This is a genomic window from Plantactinospora sonchi, assembly GCF_036422035.1.
In the GTDB taxonomy this organism is placed as follows: Bacteria; Actinomycetota; Actinomycetes; order Mycobacteriales; family Micromonosporaceae; genus Plantactinospora; species Plantactinospora sonchi.
Genome location: NZ_JAZGQK010000002.1, coordinates 248,000 through 268,928, shown reverse-complemented (window position 1 = coordinate 268,928; position 20,929 = coordinate 248,000). Strand labels below are relative to the sequence as shown.

Genomic DNA, 20,929 nt, shown 5'->3' with positions numbered 1-20,929 from the left:
ACACGCCGCCGGGCGGGCTTCCGGCAACATCCGGGACAGGGTTCAATGACATCGCGGGCTCTTGACTGGCTTGGGTGTAGGAACCGTTTGCCTATCAAGAGCCCGCGACCATACCCAGCCGCCACGCCGGAACCAACCAGCCTCCTACCACCTCACCGACAACCAGGTTCAGAAACAGGCTCTATAGGAAGGGGCCCTTCCTAACACCTGACGCCACCGCTCATCCCGGGCCGCCGGGGACCGCCGGGCCTCCGCCGGCCGACGCGGGACGGCGTGGCAGGTCGACCCGGTCCGCCGGCAGGTAGATGTCGTACCCGGCCGTGGTGAGCGCGACGTGCGGCGGGTCCACGCCCGCCAACCGGTCCCGGACCGCCGCGCTGAGCCCGGAGCCGACCGGGAGTACGAAGGCCGGCCGGGACGCCCCGGCGACCTGTTCCGGGTACGCCGGATAGCGGTCCCAGCCGACGCTCAGGTCGTTGCGAATGACTCCGCAGACGATCCGCTCCCGGGTCAGGAAGATGATGTTGTTGCAGGTCCAGTACTCGGCGTAGAAGTGCCGTACGCCGAGCCGGTCGAGCGCGGTGACGAGTTCCCGCCGCTGCTCCGCCTGCCGGGAAAGCCCCGGACTCGCACCGACCAGGGCCACGCTGGCCAGCGCCATGGTGCCCGCGAGGGCCACCAGCGGTACCGCCGCCGCCCGGCGGACCAGCCGGCGGGCGGGCACGGGGACCCCGGCGTCACCGGGCCGGGTCAGCGCCGACCAGAGCGGCCAGAGCAGCGCCGGGGTCGAGATCAGCAGACAGGAGAGGTAGCGGGCGCTCTCCACCGGGGTGTTCGCGGCGGCGCTGCTGCTGGCGTACAGGGAGAGGGTCAGCGCGGCGCCGACCGCCAGCGCCAGCCGGCCACCCTGCCGGATCCGCTCCGCCCGCTGGTCGGCCCGGAGCAGACCACGCCCGGCCAGTACCACCGCGGCGACCAGCAGCAGGGGGAGGACGACTCCCCAGGACCGCTGCCAGGGCGCGCACCGGCCAGGATCGCAGAGTCCGGTCCCCATCGGCAGCCCGAGCAGGATCGCGCCGCCCAGCCGGTCCGGCCAGGAGGCGGGCGCTCCGCCGCCCAGCGCGGCGTAGACGGCGAGGGACCGGTGCTCGGGAGCGGCGGTCAGGTTGTGCACCACGATCGGGACGAGGCCGACCAGCAGTCCGGCTCCCAGGGCGAGCCGGGGTCGGCCGGTCAGCTGTCGCCAACGGGCGGCGAGCAGCAGCCCGCCGGCCACGCCGACGTACGGCAGGACCAGCCAGTCGTCCCAGAGGGTCAGCCCGGCGACCAGGCCGAACCCGGCGTACGCCGGTCCGGTGCGCCGGACCGCCCCGAGCCCGAGGTTGACCGCGAGCAGGACCAGCAACGCACCGGCCGGGTTCATCTCCGGATAGCCGCCGGCCGCGATGAGCTGGTTCTTCAGGATCCGGTCGGAGCCGAGGGCGAGCAGCCCGACGGTGAACGTCGCCAGCCACGGGGTGTAGAGGCGCCGGGTGAGCCGCCACATCAGGGCCAGGAAGGCGGCGTAGAGCAGCAGGTTCGGCAGCCGCAGCAGGAAGGTCGAGGAGCCGAGGAGCGCGAGGAGCGGTGCGGCGAGGTACGACTCCAGTGCCCCCATGTAGTACTGGCCGTAGAAGAAGAGCGGAAACGCGCGCCCCTGGGCCACGTGGACCGCCACCAGTCCGGTGACCGCCTCGTCGCTGTTGCTCGGCGGCACCTCGGCGAGCAGCATGGCCAGCCGGTAGCCGAGCCCGAGCAGGGCGAGCCCGACGGCGACCCGACCGGCGGTGAACCGCCACCGGGTCGACGCGGTCGACTCCGGCAGGGTCACGAGCGCCATGCCGGGGAGTTTCGCAGGTGGGAAGGGCTGTCCGGCCGGCGACCCGCCCGGTTCCTCCCATCGGCACCACTCGTCCGGCGTCATCGTGGTTGCTCCCGGTCCGTACCCGGGTCGGGCGGCGTCGACCGGGCCGCAGCCGGCCGGCCGGACCGGTGTGCCGACCGAACGGAGCGGTGCGCCGACCGGGATGCCCGGTGAAATGATCGTGCGTACCGACGGCGGGCGGGCGGTCCCGACTACCCTGGGCCGGGTGAGCGCTCGCCCGTACCCCAGATTCAGCCGTCGACGCGCGGCGGTCGCGCTCTGTGCGGCGGCCGTGCTCGTCACCGGCGGTTGTTCCTTCGGCGAACCGGAACCGGATCCGGCCGGTGAGCCACCGACCTTCCCCACCCCGTCGGTCACACCGAGCGCGGCCGGCGCCGAGCAGCAGATCGCGGCGACCGTGCTGGCGAAGGGCCTGAAGGTCCCCTGGGGGATCGCCTTCCTGCCCGACGGCGGGGCGCTGGTCACCGAGCGGGACACCGCCAAGATCCTGAAGGTCGGTCCGGAGTCCGACCCGGACGGTCTCAAGGTGACCACCGTGCAGACCCTCGACGAGGTCGACGCGGCCGGCGAGGGCGGACTGCTCGGCATCGCGGTGTCGCCGGCCTACGACAAGGACAAGACCGTCTTCGTCTACTACTCGACGGCCGAGGACAACCGGGTAGCCAAGCTCACCCTCGACGGAGAGCCGACCCCGATCCTCACCGGCATCCCGCTCTCCGGAATCCACAACGGCGGGCGGCTCGCCTTCGGCCCGGACGGCTACCTGTACGTCACCACCGGGGACGCCTCCGAGCGCGGACTGGCCCAGCAGACGAGGAGCCTCGGCGGCAAGATCCTGCGGATCACCCCGGCCGGCAAACCGGCACCCGGCAACCCGTTCCCGAACTCCCCCGTCTGGTCGCTCGGGCACCGCAACGTCCAGGGCATCGCCTGGGACGCCAACAAGCGGCTCTACGCCACCGAGTTCGGACAGAGCCGCTGGGACGAGATCAACCTGATCCGCCCGGGGCAGAACTACGGCTGGCCCGAGATCGAGGGCCAGGAGGAGAACAGCGGCGGCGGCGCCGCCAACGACAAGTTCGCCGAGCCGCTCGTCGTCTGGCCCACCGCGGAGTCCTCCTGTTCCGGGGCCGCCGTCGTCGAGCGGGTACTGGTGGCGGCGTGCCTGCGCGGAGAACGGCTCTGGACGGTGGAACTCACCGCGGCCGGCGGCGTGCTCGGTCAACCCCGACCGCTGCTGACCGGCGAGTTCGGTCGGCTCCGGACCGCCGTGGTCGCCCCCGACGGCTCGCTGTGGATCTCCACCTCGAATCACGACGGGCGGGGCGACCCGGCCCCCGACGACGACCGGATCATCCGGCTGGTCTTCTCCGGCGGAACGGCCGGCCGCAGCTGAGCCGGCCCGCACCGCGGCGGTTTCCGCGGACCGTTGAGTGGGCAGGTGATGATTGACCATGGACTGGCGGAGGAACCACACCCGGACCGCCGGAGGCGACCAGCCTCCGGCGGTCCGCCGCGTGCTGCGCGCGGCCGTACGCGGCGGCCGGCGGGTGGCCGGCGCCACCGCCAGCCGTCGGGTCGGATGCGCGCTGTCGATCCTCGCCGTCACCGTCGTCGGGATCGTCGTCGGAGTGCTGCTCGGCGGGCGTCTGGAGACCGACATCGGACCGTTCCGGGCCGAGATGGCGATCACCCCGTCGGTCGACGGCGGTACCACCGTGACCATCCCGCCGCTCGGCGCACTCGAACTCGGCAGCCACACCGGCCCCGCCCACCTGTCGGTCCGGCTCGGCTCGCTCGACCAGCGCCGCACCGAGGCGTTGATCGACGACCCGGCCAGCATCAGCCGGGCCAGCCAGTCCGCCGTCGCCGACGTGACGAACGGCGTGATCCGGGTCGGCATCCGGACCGTCGCTGTCTCCGTCCTGACCACGCTGATCCTGGCGGCGCTGGTCTTCCGCCGGATCCGCCGGGTCGCCTGGTCCGGCTTCCTCGCCCTGGTGATCACCGGCGGCAGTCTCGGCATCGCGGCGGCCACCTTCCGACCCGACGCGATCGAGGAGCCGCGCTACGAGGGTCTGCTGGTCAACGCCCCGGCGATCGTCGGTGACGTGCGGCGGATCGCCAACGACTACGGCCGGTACGCCGAGCAGCTCCAACGGCTGGTCGGCAACGTCAGCCAGCTCTACACCACCGTCTCCAGCCTGCCCATCTTCGAGCAGACCCAGGGCAGCGTACGGGTGCTGCACGTATCCGACCTGCACCTGAACCCGTCCGCCTGGCAGGTGGTCCGGACCGTCGTCGAACAGTTCAAGATCGATGTGGTGATCGACACCGGCGACATCACCGACTTCGGCAGCGAACCCGAGGCCTCCTTCGTCGGATCGATCAACCTGCTCAAGGTGCCGTACGTCTTCATCCGCGGCAACCACGACTCGGCGGCCACCGCCGCCGCCGTCGACCGGCAGCCGAACGCCGTCGTCCTGGACAACTCGATCGTCACGGTGGCCGGGCTGACCATCGCCGGCATCCGCGACCCCCGCTTCACCCCGGACAAGGAGACCTCACCGCCCGGCTCCGGCGCCCTGCCGGAGACCGTCAACCAGGTGACCCAGACCGGCGAACAGTTGGCGGCGACGATCCGCGCCTTCGGCAGGCCGGTCGACATCGCGTTGGTGCACGATCCGGCCTCGGCCGGTGCGCTCTCCGGCGTCGTACCGCTGGTACTGGCCGGACACACGCACAACCGGGAGGTACGGGAACTGCCGCAGGTGCCGGGTGCGGTGCCGACCCAGTTGCAGATCCAGGGCTCCACCGGCGGGGCCGGGCTCCGCGGCCTCGAAGGTGACCAGCCGACCCCGCTGGCGATGTCGGTGCTCTACTTCGACCAGCAGCGGGCCCTGCAGGCGTACGACGACATCCGGCTCGGCGGCACCGGTGAGGCGCAGGTCAACCTGCAGCGGCACGTGGTTCGGGAGGAGGGTCCGCCGACCCCGGCCACGCCGACTCCCGGCGGCCCGTCGACCGCACCCGGCCCGCCGACCGGATCGGGTGGACCGGTCACGCCGGGGGCACCGCTCACCGTCACCCCGCCGACCGCCACCCGCTGACGTGTAAGGAAGGGCCCCTCCTTATACAAAATGCGATAAGAAGGGGCCCTTCCTAACACCTGACGCACGGAAGCGGCGGAGCGGCGGAGCGGCGGTCCGGCCGGGGGCGGTCGGACGGACGGCTTTCCGAACCAGCCCCTGGATCAGCCCTCGACGCCGAGGCGGGACAGGACCAGCGACCGTACGGTCTTGGCGTCGGCCTGTCCCCGGGTGGTCTTCATGACCGCGCCGACCAGGGCACCGGCCGCCGCGACCTTGCCGTCCCGGACCTTGGCCGCGATGTCGGGGTTGGCGGCGATCGCCTCGTCCACGGCGGCGGTGAGCGCACCGGTGTCCGAGACCACCTCCAGCCCCCGGGCGGTCATGATCTCGCTCGGCGAACCCTCACCCGCGACCACCCCTTCGAGTACGGTCCGGGCCAGCTTGTCGGTGAGCTTGCCGTCGTCGACCAGCCGCTGCAGCTCGGCAACCTGCGCCGGGGTCGCCCCGACCGCCGACAGCTCGACACCGGTCTCGTTGGCCCGCCGGGACAGCTCGCCCAGCCACCACTTCCGGGCCGTGGCGGGGGTGGTGCCGGCGGCGACGGTCTGCTCGATCAGCTCGACCGCGCCGGCGTTGATCACCGACTGCATGTCGTGCTCGGTCAGGCCCCACTCCTGCTGGAGTCGCATCCGGTGCACCCGGGGCAGCTCCGGCAGCGCGGCCTTCAGCTCGGCGACCCAGGCCGGGTCCGGCGCCAGCGGCACCAGGTCAGGCTCGGGGAAGTAGCGGTAGTCGGTCGCGGTCTCCTTCGACCGGCCCGAGGTGGTGTCGCCGCTGTCCTCGTGGAAGTGCCGGGTCTCCTGCACGATCCGGCCGCCGCCGTCTAGCACACTGGCCTGGCGCAGCATCTCCGAACGGACCGCCCGCTCCACCGAGCGCAGCGAGTTGACGTTCTTGGTCTCCGTCCGGGTGCCCCACTCGGACGAGCCGGCCGGCGACAGCGACGTGTTCACGTCGCAGCGCAGCGAGCCCTCCTCCATCCGTACGTCGGAGACGCCCAGCGAGCGGATCACGTCCCGCAGCTCGGTGACGTACGCCCGGGCGACCAGCGGCGCCTTCGCCCCGGTGCCGTCGATCGGCTTGGTGACGATCTCGACCAGCGGAATCCCGGCCCGGTTGTAGTCGACGAGCGACTCGGTGGCGCCCTGGATCCGACCGGTGGCGCCGCCGACGTGCAGGGTCTTGCCGGTGTCCTCCTCCAGGTGCACCCGCTCGATCCCGATCCGGACCGTCTCGCCGTCCACCTCGACGTCGAGCCAGCCGTCCACGCAGAGCGGCTCGTCGTACTGGCTGATCTGGAAGTTCTTCGGCATGTCCGGGTAGAAGTAGTTCTTCCGGGCGAACCGGCACCAGGTGGCGATCGTGCAGTTGAGCGCCAGGCCGATCCGGATCGTCGCCTCGATCGCCGCCTTGTTCGCGACCGGCAGCGAGCCCGGCAGACCGAGACAGACCGGACAGACCCGGGTGTTCGGCTCGCCGCCGAAGTCGGTCGGGCAGCCGCAGAACATCTTGGTCCGGGTCCCCAGCTCGACGTGGGTCTCCAGGCCGATCACCGGGGCGTAGCGCTCGACGACGTCGTCGTACGAGGGCAGGACGGTCGTGCTCATCAAGACTCCAGCTCTCGGGTGGCAGCCGGCCCCCGGTGGCAGCCGAACAGAACGTGTCCCAGCCTAATGGCTCAGCCCGCCACGTCTCGCCCGGGTTTCACCGCCCCGCCACGGACACGTCGACGGCCGGGCGGGGACACCCGGGCGGGGACACCCGGGCGGGGAGACCGGCACCGACCGGCACTCACTCGGGTGGCGGGGCGGGGGCACCCGGGCGGACCAGGCCCGTCTCGTACGCGAGGATCACCAGCTGGACCCGGTCCCGGACGTCGAGCTTGGCGATCGTCCGGCTCACGTGCGTCTTCGCGGTCAGCGGGCTGATGAACAACCGGCGGGCGATCTCCTCGTTCGACAATCCGGTGGCGATCAGCCGGAGCACCTCACGTTCCCGCTCGGTCAGCACCGACAACCGGGTGTCGGCGTCGGCGTACCTCGGCACCGGGCGGTGCGCGAACTCCGCGATCACCCGGCGGGTGACGCTCGGCGACAGCAGCGCCTCGCCGGCCGCGACGATCTCGACCGCCTGCCGCAGCTGCGCGGGCTCGATCTCCTTGCTGAGGAAGCCGCTCGCCCCGGCCCGCAGTGCGGCGAAGACGTACTCGTCGGTCTCGAACGTGGTGAGGATGACCACCCGGCAGCCGGACAGCTCCGGATCGCCGACGATCCGCCGGGTGGCGGCGAGCCCGTCCAGGCCGGGCATCCGGATGTCCATCAGCACCACGTCGGGCCGCAGGTCGCGGACGGCCCGGACCGCCTCGTCGCCGGTGCCCGCCTCCCCCACGACGTCGATCTCACGACTGCGCCGGAGCAGGCTGCGGAACCCGGCCCGGACCAGGGCCTGGTCGTCGGCGAGCAGCACGGTGACGGTCACGACCGGAACTGTCCCACCGGAAAGGACGCCCGGACCAGGTACCCGCACGGATCCGCCGCCCCGGCCTCGAAGGTGCCGCCGAGCGCGGCGACCCGCTCCCGCATGCCGCGCAGGCCGTGCCCCGGCGTCGCCGCCGGGCCGGGGCCGGTCCCGTCGTCGACGACCTCGACGGACAGCGTCTCGGCGGTGTACCTCAACCGCACCGTCACCCGACCGGCGCCGGCGTGCCGCACCGTGTTGGTCAGTGCCTCCTGGATGACCCGGTAGGCGGCCAGCGCGACGGGGGCGGGAAGGTCTGCCGGTCCGCCGACGGAGTCGACGACCACGTCCAGTCCGCTGCCCCGGGTCCGGTCCAGCAGGTCGTCGAGCCCGTCCAGGTCCGCCTGCGGCGCCGGTACGTCGTCGGTACCGGCCCGGTCGTCCGGCTGGCGCAGCAGCCGGACCAGGGAGCCCAGGTCGTTCACCGCCCGGGCCCGGACCTCCTGCGCGGTACGCAGCGCCTTGCGGGCCTCCTCCGGTGAGTCCTCCAGTGCCTCGTCCACCACCCGGAGCTGCACGCCGACCACGGTGAGCGTGTGCGCCACCACGTCATGCAACTCCCGGGCGATCCGCAGCCGCTCCTCGACCGCCCGGCGGTCCGCCTCCAGCCGCCGCTCGTGCGCCGCCCGGGCGAGTCCGGCGGCCAGTTCCGAGCGCCACCGTTCCCAGTTGCGGTACGCGAGCGCGACGGCGACGAGCAACGCGAGCCAGAGCGCCTCCGCACCGACCTGGGCGAACGCCCGTGCCCCGTCCAGTCCGGTCACCGTCCAGTCCCAGTTGACCGCGTAGAGGAGTTGGAAGGTTCCCGCACCGACCGCCCAGGCCAGTCCGTTCCGCCGGTCGCGCTCCCCGGCCACCAGCAGGTAGAAGGCGGCGGAGGCCGGCCACGCCCAGCCGACGCTGGTCAGCTCGGCACCCCGGAACGCCAGGATGACCGCCAGGCTGGCCAGCAGCGCGGTCACCGGCCAGCGGTGGCGGACCAGCAGCATCAGCACGAGCCAGGTGGTCATCGGCAGCACACCGTCGTAGCTGAGTTCCGCACCGCCGAGCACGGTGCCGACCGGCACCGCGACCACGGTCACCCCGGCCAGGACGAGGTCGGCGCGGCCGGGTCTGCGGTCCACCCCCGGCGGACCGCCGTCCGTCGCGGCGAACCGGTCCGGTCGTCCGGTCACCGATGCCGCCCCGGTCGATCCGACACCGGCGGGGCTGGTCGTCGAGGTCATTCCGATCACTCCTCACCTGGAGAGCCGACGGTCGCTCCTCCCCCGAGGAGCCGACAGCGACGACGCTAGGCGGCGGGGCCGGTGCCGGCGTCGGCCGGCGGCCGTCCGATCCGGGTACGCCGGCCGCGCACCGCGTACTCCGGGCGGAGTAGTGGCCGACCGTGCGGCACCGGCTCGTGACCTACCCGACCAGTACGGCGACCAGCACCACACAGAGCAGGGCTGCCGGCAGACCCCAGCGGAGCAGAACGCGCAGCCGGTCGCCGCCGGCCGACTCCGCACCGGGGCCGAACAGCCGGCCCGAGACGAGCGGCCACCAGGCGAGCGTGAGCAGCAGCAGCCCGACGCCGGCCAGCAGCCAGCCCGGGGCGTGCAGCACCGGCTGCCTCCAGAACAGTTGCGGGGAGGTCGTCACCGCGATCCCGACGGCCGTGGCGAGTCCGAACCGCCAGTCGGGTCCGCCACCGACCCGCCGTGCGGTGCGCAGCAGCAGCGCCGTGACGAGCACGATCCCGGCCGCTCCGGCCACGATCGAGGCGAGCTGGCCGAGCGTGACCACACCTCCGGTGTCCCGGGTGAGCGCGTCGACGCCGGCGAGCAGCGCCATCACCCCGGCCAGGGTGCCGGTGCCGACCAGGGTGGCCTGCCGGAGTCGGCGACGTACCGGGCCGGTGTCGTCGACCGGCCGCCAGCCCCGGGCGACCTCGGCGGCGTACTCGGCGGGATCACCGAACGCGTCGGCCGGATCGTCGCCGGTGTCGGCGCAGTACGTCCGCACCTCGACGAGGGCGTCGCCGATCTCCCGACCCGGCAGGCCGCGCCGTCGGGCCTCGGTCTCGAACGTCTCCCGCCAGTCGTCCCGGATCGCACCACCGGTCGCCATCGCACCTCCCCGACGCGACGGGCAATCCCGTACCCGTTTGTCGGCACCACCGTAGCGGTCGGGACGTGCTCAGGTGGTCAGCGCGTCGCGCAGTTCGGCGGCCCGGCGGCGGCCCAGCCGGAGCGGGCCGGTGAACTCCAGCCACGAACCGTCCCGAAAGGTCACCCTGAGCCGGGCGCCGTGCAGCCGGTGCCAGCGCCGTCGTGCCCCCGTCACCTCCGCCCGGGAGACCGACCAGAGCGGTTTGAGCTTCGCCGGCACCAGCGGCCGGCCGTCTCCGCCGAACGGCCACATCGCGTTGGAGCGGCCGATCCGGGCCACCAGCAGCCGGCGGTCGGTGACCACCGCGAGCAGTTTCGTGTCGGTCGGCACCGCGCGCAGGTAGTCGGCGGCGACCGAGTCGAGTCGTCCGCGTGCCGCGCGTCCGAAGAGGAGCCTCACCAGCCAGTCGGTCGGCCCGCCACCGCCGATGTTGTCGACGAACTCGACTCCGCTGAGCGCGGCTCCGGCCACCGTCATCGCGGCCACCCGCGCCCCGTCGCCCGACTGCGGCCGGGGTGCCGGGGGCGGTGGCGCCGGCGCGAGCCCGTGTGGGCGTTTCACCTCGCTGAGCGCGAGGATCCGCTCCCCCGGCTCCAGCCGGGGGGCGACCGCCGTGTCGTACCGCTGCCGCTGGTCCATGCCCATCGGTGGTCAGTCCAGCGGATAGTCGTCGGCGGCGCTGCCCAGCACCTCCCGCATCGAGGTCTGCAGCCGGTTGGTCGCCTCCCGCTGGGCGCGCTGGATCGTCGAGGTGATCTCGGCGCTGAGTTCCTCGGGGCTGTACCGCATCGCCCGCGCGGTGACCTCGACCCGGCTCACCCGTCCGGCGTGGTCGGCCGCGACCCGTACGGCGTCGTTCCCGTTCGACACCTCGACCGGTCGGGCGCGCAGTTCCTCGACCCGGCTGTTCAGCTTGTACTGCAGGTTGTCCAGGCTGTTCGCGAGCTGTTCCAACCGGTCCAGCGCGGGGTATTCCACGTCGTTCCCTCCTTGGCCGCCGCCGTCCCACCGCGACGGGTCGTTCTGCCGGGCGGTCAGCCCACCGAGTCGAGCAGGTCCTGGGCACTCTTGGCGTACGGCCCGATGTCCTCACGGTACGTGCCGTCGGTGGCGTAGTTGCGGTCCTTCTGACCGTCCCGGATGTCGTGCATGCCGACGGCGGTGTCCAGCACCGCGCCACCCTTGCCGCTGAGATTCACCGGCGACACCTGGTTGAAGGCGAACCGGGGCAGGCCGACCTTGGCGGCGTACTCGGCCCGGAACGCCATGCCCTCGGCGGACCGGCCCGCCGGTTTCCGGAGGCTGTACTGCTTTTTCAGCTTGCGCAGCTCCATGACCCGCTTCCGGTAGGTGGTCAGCAGGGCCTTGACGTCGTCGAGCTTGCGGGCGAGCTTGACCAGGATCCGGACCAGTTTGCTGACGATCCGGGCGCCACGGCCGAGGGTCATGGCCAGCCGGGCGAGCCAACGGACGATGAACGCGGCGATCGAGGCGCCGAAGCTGAGGAACGCCGCCGCCGCGGCGATGAGCGCCTCGATGAGGAACGCGGTCAGGAACTCGAGAATCAGCTCACAGAGCAGGTTGAACGCGTCGACGGCCGCGTTCGCCGCCTCGACCAGCACCTCCTTCGCGGCGGTCAGGCCGTCGGCGAGTTGCCGGATGCTCTCCTCGACGTTCGTCAGGCCGGTCTGGAAGGCCTCCGCCGCCTGGCCGCCCCAGGCCGGCGGCTGGAGCCGGGCGCGGTCGTTCGCCTGCTGCGCGGCGATCCCGAGTACGTCATTCGCCGCGGCGAGGCACCGTTCGGCCCCCCGCATCAGGTCGTCCGGGTCACCGGCGACCTGTTCGAGCAACTGCTCGAAGGGCGACAGCACGGTGCGGGTGAAGCCCTGCAGCGGCTCCGGCACCGAGGCGACGAACTGCTCGAAATAGGTCTTGCTGCGTTCCAGCGCGACGGCCGACACTCAGCCATCCCCCCTCGTGGTCTCTGTACGCGTCATGACGGTGCCGACCGGCCGGTCAGCCGCCGGTCTGGAACCGGCCCTCGGCGGCGCTGTCGCTGGCCAGGTACGCGTCCCGCTCGGCGAGGATCGCGTCGGCGATCACCTCCATCACCTCCGCCCCGTCGGCGAGCGCCTGGAGGCACTCGTCGAGGCACGTCTCGTACTGGTCGAAGAGGGTGAAGGAGGCGGGCATGATGCCGAAGGACGAACGGCCGACCGCACCGGCCCGCAACTGTCCGCGTACTTCCTCGAAGTCGTCCGCTCGCCCGTAGCTCGTCTTGGCGAAGGCATCCAGAGCCGCCGGGTCTACGGTGAAACCGTCTGAGCCGCCAGTCATGAACGACGACCTTAATGTATGTCCACCGCCGGTTCACCACACCTGTCGGCGGAAATCCGGAAAAGTTCTGGATTCCGCAACCCGGATTCACGCACCGAGGTCACCCGACCGCCAACCGTAGCCGCCACCAGGGCATGGAGCCCGCGCCGGCAGGCTCCGGGAATGGCGGCGCGCGGGAATGCCGGCCCGGACCGGGCAATGACGGCGGACGAACAGCGCCCGCCGGCAATGGTTCGTGTATACGAATTCTGACCGGTGGGGACAACGACCGTGGCCCGGGCGGGGCGGCGTACCGGCTAGTCTCGTGCCCATGTGGTGATCGCTCGGACGAGGAGTGCGCATGGCGCGGGTGGCCGTGATCGGTGACGTCGGTGGACATCCGGAACCGCTACGCGCGGCGCTCGGCGCGCTCGGTGCGGACGCCGACGGGCGGAACCTGCCGCCGGACGTGACCGTGGTCCAGGTCGGCGACCTCGTCGACCGGGGCCCGGACAGCAGCGGGGTCCTCGACCTCGTGCGCTGGTACCTCGACCACCAGCCGGACCGGTGGATCCAGCTCACCGGCAACCACGAGGCGCAGTACCTGCCCGGTGCCGCCGAGTTCTGGCCCGAACGACTCGCCGAACCGGACGTCGAACTGCTCCGCTCCTGGTGGGTGGAGGGGTGGCTGCGGATTGCGGTCGCCCTGCGGTGCGCCGACTCGGAGGATCTGCTGGTCACCCATGCCGGCCTCACCGTCGGCTGTTGGCGGGCGCTGGGCGAGCCGGCGACCGCCGCGAGCGCGGCCCGCCGGCTCAACGAACGCCCCACCCCGCTGATCTTCCGGGGCGGCGAGTCGATCGTGGACCGCTCCGCCGGTCCGCTCTGGGCCGAGGCCGGCTGGGAGCTGCACGAACCGTGGCTGGAGCACCACGCGCGGGGCGGCTTCGTGCCGTTCGGCCAGGTGCACGGGCATTCCCAGCCGGTCCGCTTCGCCGACCGGACGTGGCGTTGCCCTGGCCGGGTCCGGCAGCGGGCGGTGGTCGACTGGGCCGCCCGGCACGTCCGGGTACGTCTCGGCGGACGGATCTTCACCGCGATCGACCCGAAGCACGGGCGTACCGGGGCACCGGAGTGGTCGCCGCTGATCCTCGACGGCGCGGAGATACTCGACCCGAGGTCGGTCGAGCTTCGGCCGTAGGCCGGCTCAGGGCTCCGGGCGGAACGCCGCCGCGACCTCCGACCGCACCGTCCAGCCGAGCGCGTGGTAGAGCGCGCGCCCGTCCTCGGTGGCGACGAGGATCCCGGTACGCAGGCCCCGACGGGTCGCCTCGACGCCGAGGGCACGCATCACCACGCTGCCCAGTCCGCGTCGCCGGTGCGCGTCCGCCGTACCCACCTGGTCGACGATGCCGAACTCTCCGGCCGGAGCCAGTCGGCCGTAGGCGGCGGGTGTGCCGTCCGGCGTGGACACGGTCACCAGCACCATCGGGCCGTCGGTCCGCACCCGCAGGTCGTACGGCGCCGGCGGTGCGACGGAGGTCGCCTCGAACGGCACCGTCATCAGGTGGTTGACGGCGGTGGTGGTCCAGCCGTCGGGCAGTGCGGAGCGGAGCACCTCCGGACTGCCCATGACCTTGAGCCAGGTCCCCGGCCGGTCCGACGTCCGGCCGAACCGGCGCAGGGAGTCGTCGTCGTAGGTGTGCAGCACCGTCCGCTCCCGGTGACCCGGCCGGCCCACCTCGATCCGGAAACCGCCGGGTACCGCGACCGGGTCAGGGGTGGCCCGGCACACCGTCCAGCCCTGTCCCCAGGCCATCACCAGTTCGGGCACGCTGTCAGCCTCGTCGCGCACCCGCACAGCCTATTGCACATGTGTGGCAGGAAGGCTCCATGCTCGACATCCGATCGGCGCTCTCAACCGCCCAGCCACCAGGGACATCCCACCTGCGCCACCCGGTAGGCGGCACTACCGATTACCGGTCGACAGTCGACCGTCACCCTCGGCCCACCCCGACCGCCGCCGCCTGGACCGCAGCCAGGGCCCGCGCGATGTCCCGGTCGCTGGTCTGCCAGTTCGACACCGACATCCGGATCGCGCGGCCCGCCCCGACCGTCGTACCGCTCATCCATGCCTCACCACTGTCGACCACCCGACGCAGCACCTGATCCGTCGTCCGGTCGTCGCCGAACCGGAAGAGCACCTGGTTCAGCACCACCTCGTTGAGCACCTGACAGCCGGGCACGGCGGCCAGGCCGGCGGCGAAGGTCCGGGCGTGCCCACAGGTCCGCTCGACCAGCTCCGCGACGCCCTGCCGGCCGAGGGAGCGCAGTGCCGCGTAGACGGCGAATCCCCGGGCCCGCCGGGAGAAGGCGGGAGTCCAGTCCATCGCGTCCCGTGGATGGCCCGGGCCGCCCTGGACCAGGTACCCGGCGGTCGCGGTCATCGCGGCCCGGTGCGCGTCGGGATGCGCGCAGAAGGCCAGCCCGGAGTCGTACGGCACGTTCAGCCACTTGTGCGCGTCGAAGGCCCACGAGTCGGCGCGCTCGGCACCCGCCACCAGATGGCGGAAGGCCGGACTCGCGGCGGCCCACAGCCCGAAGGCGCCGTCGACGTGCAGCCACGCCCCCGCCTCACGGGCGGCGTCGGCGACCCCGGCCAGGTCGTCGACGGCGCCGGTGTTGACCTCACCGGCCTGGGCGCAGACGATCGCCGGTACGTCCTCGACGGCGAGTTCCCGACGCAGCGCCGGCACCTCGATCCGACCGTCGGTGTCGGCGGGGACGACCCGCACCGAGTCCCGCCCGATCCCCAGGAACCGCAGGGCACGGTCGACGCTCACGTGACGCCGTGCCCCCAGCAGGACCCGGACGGGTGGGGCGCCGGCCAGGCCCCGCTGTTCGACATCCCAACCCAGGCCGCGGAGCACCTGGTGCCGGGCGGCCGCCAGGCAGGTGAGATGGGCCATCTGACACCCGGTGACAAAGGCGAACGACGCGGTACGCGGCAGCCCGAGCAACTCCCGGACCCAGCCACCGGCCACCTCCTCGGCCACCGACGCGGCCGGGCCGCACGCGTAGAAGCCCGGACACTGGTCCCAGACGGAGGTGAGCCAGTCGGCGGCGACGGCCGCCGGCAGACCACCCCCGATCACAAAACCGAAGTAGCGACCCGACGGGATGGCGACCAGTCCCGGCTCGGCCGCCCGGGCCAGCTCCTCCACCACCACCAGCGGATCGACCGGCCCGGTCGGAAGCGGACCGCCGAGCCGGGCACGCAACTCGTCGACGCTCGCCGACTCCCCGACCGGCCGCCGGTCGAGCGAGGCCAGCCAGTCGGTCGCGATCCGCGCCGTCCGGTTCAACAGCTCCTCGACCACACCGGCCGACGGGCCGGTCGGGCCGTCCTGCTTCGCCACCATGTGTTCCTCCGACGTCGACGGACACTCCGACCAGGACGCTAGGGTCGGGCCGCCGTCGGGGTCTTGGACGGAATTGCTCCCGGCTACATTCGGTCGGTGGCGGACGTCGCCGGCCCCTCGCCGGAGCACCGGGAGGCCCACGACGCACGGATGTGGTGGGCCGGCGATCTCGGCGGCGTGGAACTGTTCCGGGCGACGCTCACCGAGTTCGACTTCCGGCCACACGCGCACGAGGAGTTCTTCCTCGCCCTCACCGAAGGCGGCGTCGCCACGCCCAGGTACCGGGGCGACAGCCACGTGATCGGCCCGGGCGACCTGATCGCGCTCAACCCGGAGGAGGTCCACTCCGGCGGTCCCCCGGCCGACGAATCGTGGACGTACCGCGCCGTCTACCCCGGCCCGGAGCTCGTCCGCGGCATCGTCGCGGAGTTCCCCGGCGTGCTGCCCCCGGTGCCCGAATTCGGCGGCGACGTCGTGCGGGACCCGGAGGTCGCGGCCCACCTGCGCCGCTTCCACCAGCTGTCCGAGCTGCCCGGTTCGAGCCCGCTCGAACGGGAGTCCCGACTGGCCCGGACCCTCGTCCTGCTGGTCAGCCGGTACGCGGTCGGCACCTGGTCACCCCGGCCGCCGGGCCGGGAACGCCAGGCGGTGGCGGTCAGCACGGAGTACCTGCGGGAACACGCGGCCGAGAACGTCAGCCTGCGGACCCTGGCCCGGGTCGCCGGGCTCAGCCCGTACCACCTGTGTCGGGTCTTCCGGCAGGCGGTGGGCGTGACGCCACACGCCTACCAGGCACAGGTCCGGGTCTGGCGGGCCAGGTCCCTGCTCCGGGCGGGACTGCCGATCGCCGAGGTCGCCACGGTTTCGGGCTTCTACGACCAGTCGCACCTGACCCGGCACTTCAAGCGGATCCTGGGCCTGACTCCCGGCCGGTACGTCAGGGACACCGACACCTGACGTACCAGCCGGTCGCCGACGGTTACAGCTGCGGCGGGGTGAGGATGCCGACCGCCGACTCCAGGGCGGCGGCGACCCGGTACATCCGGTCGTCCGCCATGGTCGGGGCCATGACCTGCAACCCGACCGGCAGCCCGTCCGACAGTCCGCACGGCACCGAGATGCCCGGACCGCCGTACAGGTTGGTCGGGATGGTGAACAGGTCGGCCAGGTACATCTGGTACGGGTCGGAGGTACGCGACCCGAACGGGAACGCGACGAACGGGGTGGTCGGCGAGATGAGGACGTCGACCTGCTCGAACGCGGCGGTGAAGTCCCGGGTGATCAGGGTACGGACCTTCTGCGCCTGCCCGTAGTAGGCGTCGTAGTACCCCGACGACAGGGCGTACGTGCCGAGCATGATCCGCCGCTTGACCTCGGGGCCGAAGCCGGCGTCCCGGGTCAGCGACATGACCTCCTCCAGCGAGTGCACGCCGTCGTCGCCGACCCGCAGCCCGAACCGCACCCCGTCGAACCGGGCCAGGTTCGAGGAGCACTCACTCGGCGAGATCAGGTAGTACGCCGGCAGCGCGTACTGGAAGTGCGGGCAGGAGACCTCGACGACCTCGGCACCGAGCTTGGCCAGCGCGTCGACGGCGTCCCGGAAGGCGGCCATCACGCCCGGCTCGGCGCCCTCGCCGGAGAACTCGGTGACCAGGCCGAGCCGCACCCCGGTCAGGTCACCGGAGGCGCCGGCCCGGGCGGCGGCGACCACGTCCGGCACCGGCTGCGGGATCGAGGTGGAGTCCCGCCAGTCGTGCCCGCCGATCGCCTCGTGCAGCAGTGCCGCGTCGAGCACGTTCCGGGCACACGGGCCGGGGGTGTCGAGCGAGGACGAGAACGCGACCAGGCCGTACCGGGAGGTGCCGCCGTAGGTCGGCTTGGCGCCGACGGTGCCGGTGACCGCGCCGGGCTGCCGGATCGAGCCGCCGGTGTCGGAGCCGATCGCCAGCGGCGCCTCGTACGCGGCCAGCGCGGCGGAGCTACCGCCTCCGGAGCCGCCCGGGATCCGGGTCAGGTCCCACGGGTTGCTGGTCGGCCCGTACGCCGAGTATTCGGTGGAGGAGCCCATCGCGAACTCGTCCATGTTGGTCTTGCCGAGCATCACCGTGCCGGCCGCGCGCAGCCGCTGCACGATGGTCGCGTCGTACGGCGGGCGCCAGCCCTCCAGGATCTTCGATCCGACCGTGGTCGGCACGCCCTTGGTGGTGAGTACGTCCTTGACCGCCACCGGCACCCCGGCGAGCGGCCCCAGCTCCTCGCCGGCCGCCCGGCGGGCGTCGACGGCCCGGGCCGCCTCCAGCGCCCCGTCGGCGTCGACGTGCAGGAACGCGTGTACGCGGTCGTCGACCGCCGCGATCCGGTCGAGGTGGGCCTGGGTCACCTCGACCGCGGACGCCTCGCCATTGGCGACGAGGGCGGCGATCTCGGTAGCGGTCATCCTGGTCACGTCGGACATCGTGCTCACGCCTTCCCTGCCGAACCGGACGCGGCCTCCGCCGACCCCTCGCCACGTGGGCTGGGTGGCTCGTCCTCGTCCAGGATCCGGGGCACCCGGAACCGGTCGTCCTCGCGGTCCGGCGCCCCGGAGAGCGCCTCCTCCCGGGTCAGGCCGGGCACCACGACGTCGTCACGGAGCACGTTGGTCAGCGGCACCGAGTGCGACGTGGGCGGAATGTCCGCCGCGGCCACCTCACCGACCCGGGCGACGGCCTGAAGGATCACGTCGAGTTGGCCGGCGAAGGTCGCCAGTTCCTCCTCGGTGACGGCGAGCCGCGACAGTCGCGCCAGGTGCGCGACCTCCTCGCGGGAGATGGCGGACATCCGTGCCCCCTTCATGCCTAACGTCTACGCGGCTCGCGCCGTGCTCTCCGTGGCGCAGCCTGACACGCGCGCCGTGACCTGAGCGAGTCTATTTGTGACCCGGAGCGCCGCCGCCTCCGACTCCCCCGAAGCCCGCCGGCCGGCTCACTCGACGCTGGGATGCAGTCGTGCCGCCGCCTCGGCCGGCTCCGGCACGCCCGCCGACTCGCCGACCGGACCGGGCCGACCCAGCGCAGCCGACTCGCCCACCGAACCGGCCCGGACCGCACCGGACGTCGTCGGTTCGGTCCGGACGACCGCCTCCACCTGGCGGGACGGGGCGGCCGGACGCTGCTCCGGCCGCGCCGGGCCGGCACCGGGACGGACCGGCCGGTACCGGGCCAACCAGGTGACCAGATCCTCCGCCGGCATCGGTCGGGCGAAGAACCAGCCCTGTGCGACGTCGCAGCCGGCCGCGTGCAGCAGTCGCCAGGTCCGCTCGTCCTCCACCCCTTCGGCGACGACCCGCAGCCCGAGCGCACCGGCCAGCTCGATCACCGATCGGACGATCGCCGCGTCGTCGGCGTCGGCCACCATGCCGAGGACGAAGGAGCGGTCGACCTTCACCTCGGCCAGCGGCAGCCGCCGGAGGTGCTGCATCGACGAGTACCCGGTGCCGAAGTCGTCGAGGGCGATCGCCACCCCGATCCGGTGCAGCCGGGAGATGGTGGCCAGCACCCGGCGGGGGTCGGCCATCAGCGCCCCCTCGGTCATCTCCAACTGCAGCCGGGACGGCGGCAGGCCGTAGCGGGCGAGGCCCTCGGCGATCTGGTCGGCGATCTCCCCGGTGTGCAGGTCGCGGACGCTGACGTTGACCGCGGCCCGCAGTTCGATGCCGGCGGCCGACCACTTGGCGAGCTGCTCCAGCACGTCGTCGACGACCCGCCGGGTCAGCAGCCGCATCACCGCGCTCTGCTCGGCGACCCGGATCAGCTCCTCCGGGTCGACCATCCCGCGCCGGGGGTGCCGCCACCGCAGCAGCGCCTCCACCCCCACCACCTCGCCGGTGTCGATACTGACCTGCGGCTGGTAGTAGAGGGTGATGTCGCCGACGTCCGAGGCGGCGCCGGTGCCGTCGGCGGGGTTGTCGTCCGGACCGGCCGCGGTGTTGTCGTCCGCGCCGGTGGCCCCGTCGGTCCCGTCGGTCCGTGCGCCGGCCCCGCTCGCGCCGCCGGTCTCCAGCACCCGACGCAGGTCGGCGAGGAGGCTCAGCCGCTCCGCCGAGTTGTGGTCGGATTCGGCGACGTAGACCGCGACCGGGTCGCCCCGGTGTTTCGCCTCGTACATCGCGACGTCGGCGTGCCGCATCAGGGTGGCGAAGTCCGACCCGTGCTCGGGGTAGAGCGCGATACCGATCGAACCGCCGACGTCGAGCGGCAGCCCGTCGAGCGGCACCGGCTCGGCCAGCGCCCCCACTACCTGGTCGGCGAGCCGGCGGGCGTCGTCGACGCCGTCCAGCCGAGTCGCGACGATCGCGAACTCGTCGCCGCCGAGCCGGGCGATGACGTCCTGGGGGCGTACCACGGGGAGGAGGCGTCGGGTCACCTCGACCAGCAGCCGGTCACCGACGGTGTGCCCGAGCGCGTCGTTGACGTGCTTGAACCGGTCGAGGTCGAGCAGCAGCAGGGCGAGTCGGCGCCCGCCCGGGGCGTCCTTGCCGGCCAGCTCGGCGTGCACCGCGACCTGGGCGGTCACCTCGTCCAGGAGGGCCTTCCGGTTCGCCAGCCCGGTCAGCGGGTCGAGCCGGGCCAACTGCTCCCGCTCGGCGGAGAGCCGGGCCATCCGGGAGACCGCGTAGAGCGGCACCACCAGCATCGGGATCAGCGCCGCGCTGGTCCGGGCCGCCGCGACCAGTACCGGGCCGAGCAGCAGCAGGGAGCCGGTGGCGAGCAGTTCGAACCCGAGGCCCTGGCGTACCCGGGTCCACCACCGGCCACCGAAGCGGAGCCGGATCGCGCTGGCGACCAGACCGTGGTTGACGGCCAGCCACGCGGTCCCGGCCCCGACGAGAAACGCGACGTCGAGCAGCCGCAGATGTTCCGCCGTACCGGGTCGCTGGCCGGGCGTGAGCCGGAGCACCAGGTCGGCGGCGGCCAGGGCGCAGGCGTACTGGGCGATGTTGAAGACGGTCCGCCAGACCGCGTACCGCATCCGCAGCCCGGAGGCGACGACGGCGGCGGCCTGCACCGCGATCGCCGGGCCGAGGCCCCATTCCAGGGTGATCGCGAAGGTGAAGCAGATCGACGGGAAGACGGCCAGGTTCTGCCGCGCGGCGTGCGGACTGAACGGACGGGCGTCGAAGGCGACGGCGAGGGCCGCCATCAGCCAGAACGCGAGCGGCAGCCGGGGCAGTTGCGCGGGCAGGGCGGCAAGCGGCGCGACGCTGACCACCACGGCCAGCGCGACCACGGTCCCGACGAAGCCGAAGAACGGTGCCGTCCGACCAGGAGGGACGGAGTTCCGCAGCGCGGCGGCCTCCATGGGACCTCCCGAGCCTCTCGGTCCAGGCGCGCGGCCGACTGCCGCGCGGTGCGCCTCCCATGAAACGCCCTGACCCGGTTCGCGTGGGGGGCGACAGACGCGAATCG

Annotated in this window: 18 protein-coding genes; 4 read left to right on the top strand and 14 right to left on the bottom strand. The window is 72.8% G+C overall.

Going from position 1 to position 20,929, the window contains the following annotated elements; genetic code table 11:
• Window positions 1-220: 220 nt before the first annotated feature.
• On the bottom strand, window positions 221-1,879 hold the full coding sequence (locus tag V1633_RS03415; RefSeq protein ID WP_331212645.1) for a hypothetical protein: 1,659 nt from the start codon (window positions 1,877-1,879) through the stop codon (window positions 221-223).
• Window positions 1,880-2,129: 250 nt separating this feature from the next.
• On the opposite strand from V1633_RS03415, the gene V1633_RS03410 reads away from it, so the two are divergent.
• Both V1633_RS03410 and V1633_RS03405 read left to right on the top strand, forming a co-directional pair.
• A complete protein-coding gene (locus tag V1633_RS03410; protein ID WP_331212643.1) occupies window positions 2,130-3,320 on the top strand; it encodes a PQQ-dependent sugar dehydrogenase in 1,191 nt (396 codons plus the stop codon).
• Between the two features lie 58 nt (window positions 3,321-3,378).
• Window positions 3,379-5,034 (top strand): metallophosphoesterase family protein, encoded by a 1,656-nt coding sequence (locus tag V1633_RS03405; RefSeq protein ID WP_331212642.1) that lies wholly within the window; start codon window positions 3,379-3,381, stop codon window positions 5,032-5,034.
• A gap of 143 nt (window positions 5,035-5,177) precedes the next feature.
• Here V1633_RS03405 and gatB read toward each other — a convergent pair whose 3' ends face one another.
• From gatB to V1633_RS03365, 8 genes are all read right to left on the bottom strand, one after another.
• On the bottom strand, window positions 5,178-6,683 hold the full coding sequence (gene gatB, locus V1633_RS03400) for an Asp-tRNA(Asn)/Glu-tRNA(Gln) amidotransferase subunit GatB (RefSeq protein WP_331212641.1): 1,506 nt from the start codon (window positions 6,681-6,683) through the stop codon (window positions 5,178-5,180).
• A gap of 184 nt (window positions 6,684-6,867) precedes the next feature.
• The gene (locus V1633_RS03395; RefSeq protein WP_331212640.1) at window positions 6,868-7,554 is read right to left on the bottom strand and encodes a response regulator transcription factor; all 687 of its coding nucleotides are present in this window, start codon (window positions 7,552-7,554) and stop codon (window positions 6,868-6,870) included.
• Window positions 7,551-8,819 carry a sensor histidine kinase gene (locus V1633_RS03390; RefSeq protein WP_331212639.1) on the bottom strand — a complete coding sequence of 423 codons (1,269 nt, stop codon included), beginning with the start codon at window positions 8,817-8,819 and terminating at the stop codon, window positions 7,551-7,553. Before V1633_RS03390 ends, V1633_RS03395 begins: the two co-directional genes overlap by 4 nt.
• Window positions 8,820-9,000: 181 nt before the next feature.
• Entirely contained in the window at window positions 9,001-9,702 is a 702-nt protein-coding gene (locus V1633_RS03385; protein WP_331212638.1) for a hypothetical protein, read from the bottom strand.
• A gap of 69 nt (window positions 9,703-9,771) precedes the next feature.
• Window positions 9,772-10,389, bottom strand: coding sequence for a hypothetical protein (locus V1633_RS03380; RefSeq protein WP_331212637.1), 618 nt, complete (start codon window positions 10,387-10,389; stop codon window positions 9,772-9,774).
• 6 nt (window positions 10,390-10,395) lie between these two features.
• Window positions 10,396-10,722, bottom strand: a complete 327-nt coding sequence (locus V1633_RS03375) for a YbaB/EbfC family nucleoid-associated protein (RefSeq protein WP_331212636.1) — start codon at window positions 10,720-10,722, stop codon at window positions 10,396-10,398.
• A 56-nt stretch (window positions 10,723-10,778) separates the two neighbouring features.
• Window positions 10,779-11,705: a WXG100 family type VII secretion target gene (locus V1633_RS03370; protein ID WP_331212635.1), complete on the bottom strand. Its 927-nt coding sequence runs from the start codon at window positions 11,703-11,705 to the stop codon at window positions 10,779-10,781.
• A 55-nt stretch (window positions 11,706-11,760) separates the two neighbouring features.
• The gene (locus V1633_RS03365) at window positions 11,761-12,081 is read right to left on the bottom strand and encodes a hypothetical protein (RefSeq protein ID WP_331212634.1); all 321 of its coding nucleotides are present in this window, start codon (window positions 12,079-12,081) and stop codon (window positions 11,761-11,763) included.
• 340 nt (window positions 12,082-12,421) lie between these two features.
• Between V1633_RS03365 and V1633_RS03360 the strand changes: the two genes are divergently transcribed.
• Window positions 12,422-13,261 carry a metallophosphoesterase gene (locus V1633_RS03360; RefSeq protein ID WP_331212633.1) on the top strand — a complete coding sequence of 280 codons (840 nt, stop codon included), beginning with the start codon at window positions 12,422-12,424 and terminating at the stop codon, window positions 13,259-13,261.
• Window positions 13,262-13,267: 6 nt separating this feature from the next.
• On the opposite strand, the gene V1633_RS03355 is transcribed toward V1633_RS03360, so the two are convergent.
• Window positions 13,268-13,915 (bottom strand): GNAT family N-acetyltransferase, encoded by a 648-nt coding sequence (locus V1633_RS03355; protein WP_331212632.1) that lies wholly within the window; start codon window positions 13,913-13,915, stop codon window positions 13,268-13,270.
• Window positions 13,916-14,057: 142 nt separating this feature from the next.
• Complete coding sequence (locus V1633_RS03350; RefSeq protein WP_407951950.1) at window positions 14,058-15,479, bottom strand: pyridoxal phosphate-dependent decarboxylase family protein; 1,422 nt, start codon at window positions 15,477-15,479, stop codon at window positions 14,058-14,060.
• Between the two features lie 99 nt (window positions 15,480-15,578).
• Here V1633_RS03350 and V1633_RS03345 point away from each other — a divergent pair, with 99 nt between their 5' ends.
• The gene (locus tag V1633_RS03345; RefSeq protein WP_331212631.1) at window positions 15,579-16,439 is read left to right on the top strand and encodes an AraC family transcriptional regulator; all 861 of its coding nucleotides are present in this window, start codon (window positions 15,579-15,581) and stop codon (window positions 16,437-16,439) included.
• A gap of 22 nt (window positions 16,440-16,461) precedes the next feature.
• On the opposite strand, the gene gatA is transcribed toward V1633_RS03345, so the two are convergent.
• The 3 genes from gatA to V1633_RS03330 form a co-directional block, all read right to left on the bottom strand.
• Window positions 16,462-17,937, bottom strand: a complete 1,476-nt coding sequence (gatA, locus tag V1633_RS03340; protein WP_331212665.1) for an Asp-tRNA(Asn)/Glu-tRNA(Gln) amidotransferase subunit GatA — start codon at window positions 17,935-17,937, stop codon at window positions 16,462-16,464.
• A 5-nt stretch (window positions 17,938-17,942) separates the two neighbouring features.
• The gene (gatC, locus tag V1633_RS03335; protein WP_331212630.1) at window positions 17,943-18,302 is read right to left on the bottom strand and encodes an Asp-tRNA(Asn)/Glu-tRNA(Gln) amidotransferase subunit GatC; all 360 of its coding nucleotides are present in this window, start codon (window positions 18,300-18,302) and stop codon (window positions 17,943-17,945) included.
• 144 nt (window positions 18,303-18,446) lie between these two features.
• Window positions 18,447-20,822: a putative bifunctional diguanylate cyclase/phosphodiesterase gene (locus V1633_RS03330; RefSeq protein WP_331212629.1), complete on the bottom strand. Its 2,376-nt coding sequence runs from the start codon at window positions 20,820-20,822 to the stop codon at window positions 18,447-18,449.
• Window positions 20,823-20,929 lie beyond the last annotated feature (107 nt).

What these genes read in the sequence shown, in the direction of transcription:
- V1633_RS03415 (WP_331212645.1), bottom strand. Translation starts at nt 1,879, where the DNA reads ATGGCGCTCGTGACCCTGCCGGAGTCGACCGCGTCGACCCGGTGGCGG.
- V1633_RS03405 (WP_331212642.1), top strand. Translation starts at nt 3,379, where the DNA reads ATGGACTGGCGGAGGAACCACACCCGGACCGCCGGAGGCGACCAGCCT.
- gatB (WP_331212641.1), bottom strand. Translation starts at nt 6,683, where the DNA reads ATGAGCACGACCGTCCTGCCCTCGTACGACGACGTCGTCGAGCGCTAC.
- V1633_RS03390 (WP_331212639.1), bottom strand. Translation starts at nt 8,819, where the DNA reads ATGACCTCGACGACCAGCCCCGCCGGTGTCGGATCGACCGGGGCGGCA.
- V1633_RS03385 (WP_331212638.1), bottom strand. Translation starts at nt 9,702, where the DNA reads ATGGCGACCGGTGGTGCGATCCGGGACGACTGGCGGGAGACGTTCGAG.
- V1633_RS03380 (WP_331212637.1), bottom strand. Translation starts at nt 10,389, where the DNA reads ATGGGCATGGACCAGCGGCAGCGGTACGACACGGCGGTCGCCCCCCGG.
- V1633_RS03365 (WP_331212634.1), bottom strand. Translation starts at nt 12,081, where the DNA reads ATGACTGGCGGCTCAGACGGTTTCACCGTAGACCCGGCGGCTCTGGAT.
- V1633_RS03360 (WP_331212633.1), top strand. Translation starts at nt 12,422, where the DNA reads ATGGCGCGGGTGGCCGTGATCGGTGACGTCGGTGGACATCCGGAACCG.
- gatA (WP_331212665.1), bottom strand. Translation starts at nt 17,937, where the DNA reads ATGTCCGACGTGACCAGGATGACCGCTACCGAGATCGCCGCCCTCGTC.
- gatC (WP_331212630.1), bottom strand. Translation starts at nt 18,302, where the DNA reads ATGTCCGCCATCTCCCGCGAGGAGGTCGCGCACCTGGCGCGACTGTCG.
- V1633_RS03330 (WP_331212629.1), bottom strand. Translation starts at nt 20,822, where the DNA reads ATGGAGGCCGCCGCGCTGCGGAACTCCGTCCCTCCTGGTCGGACGGCA.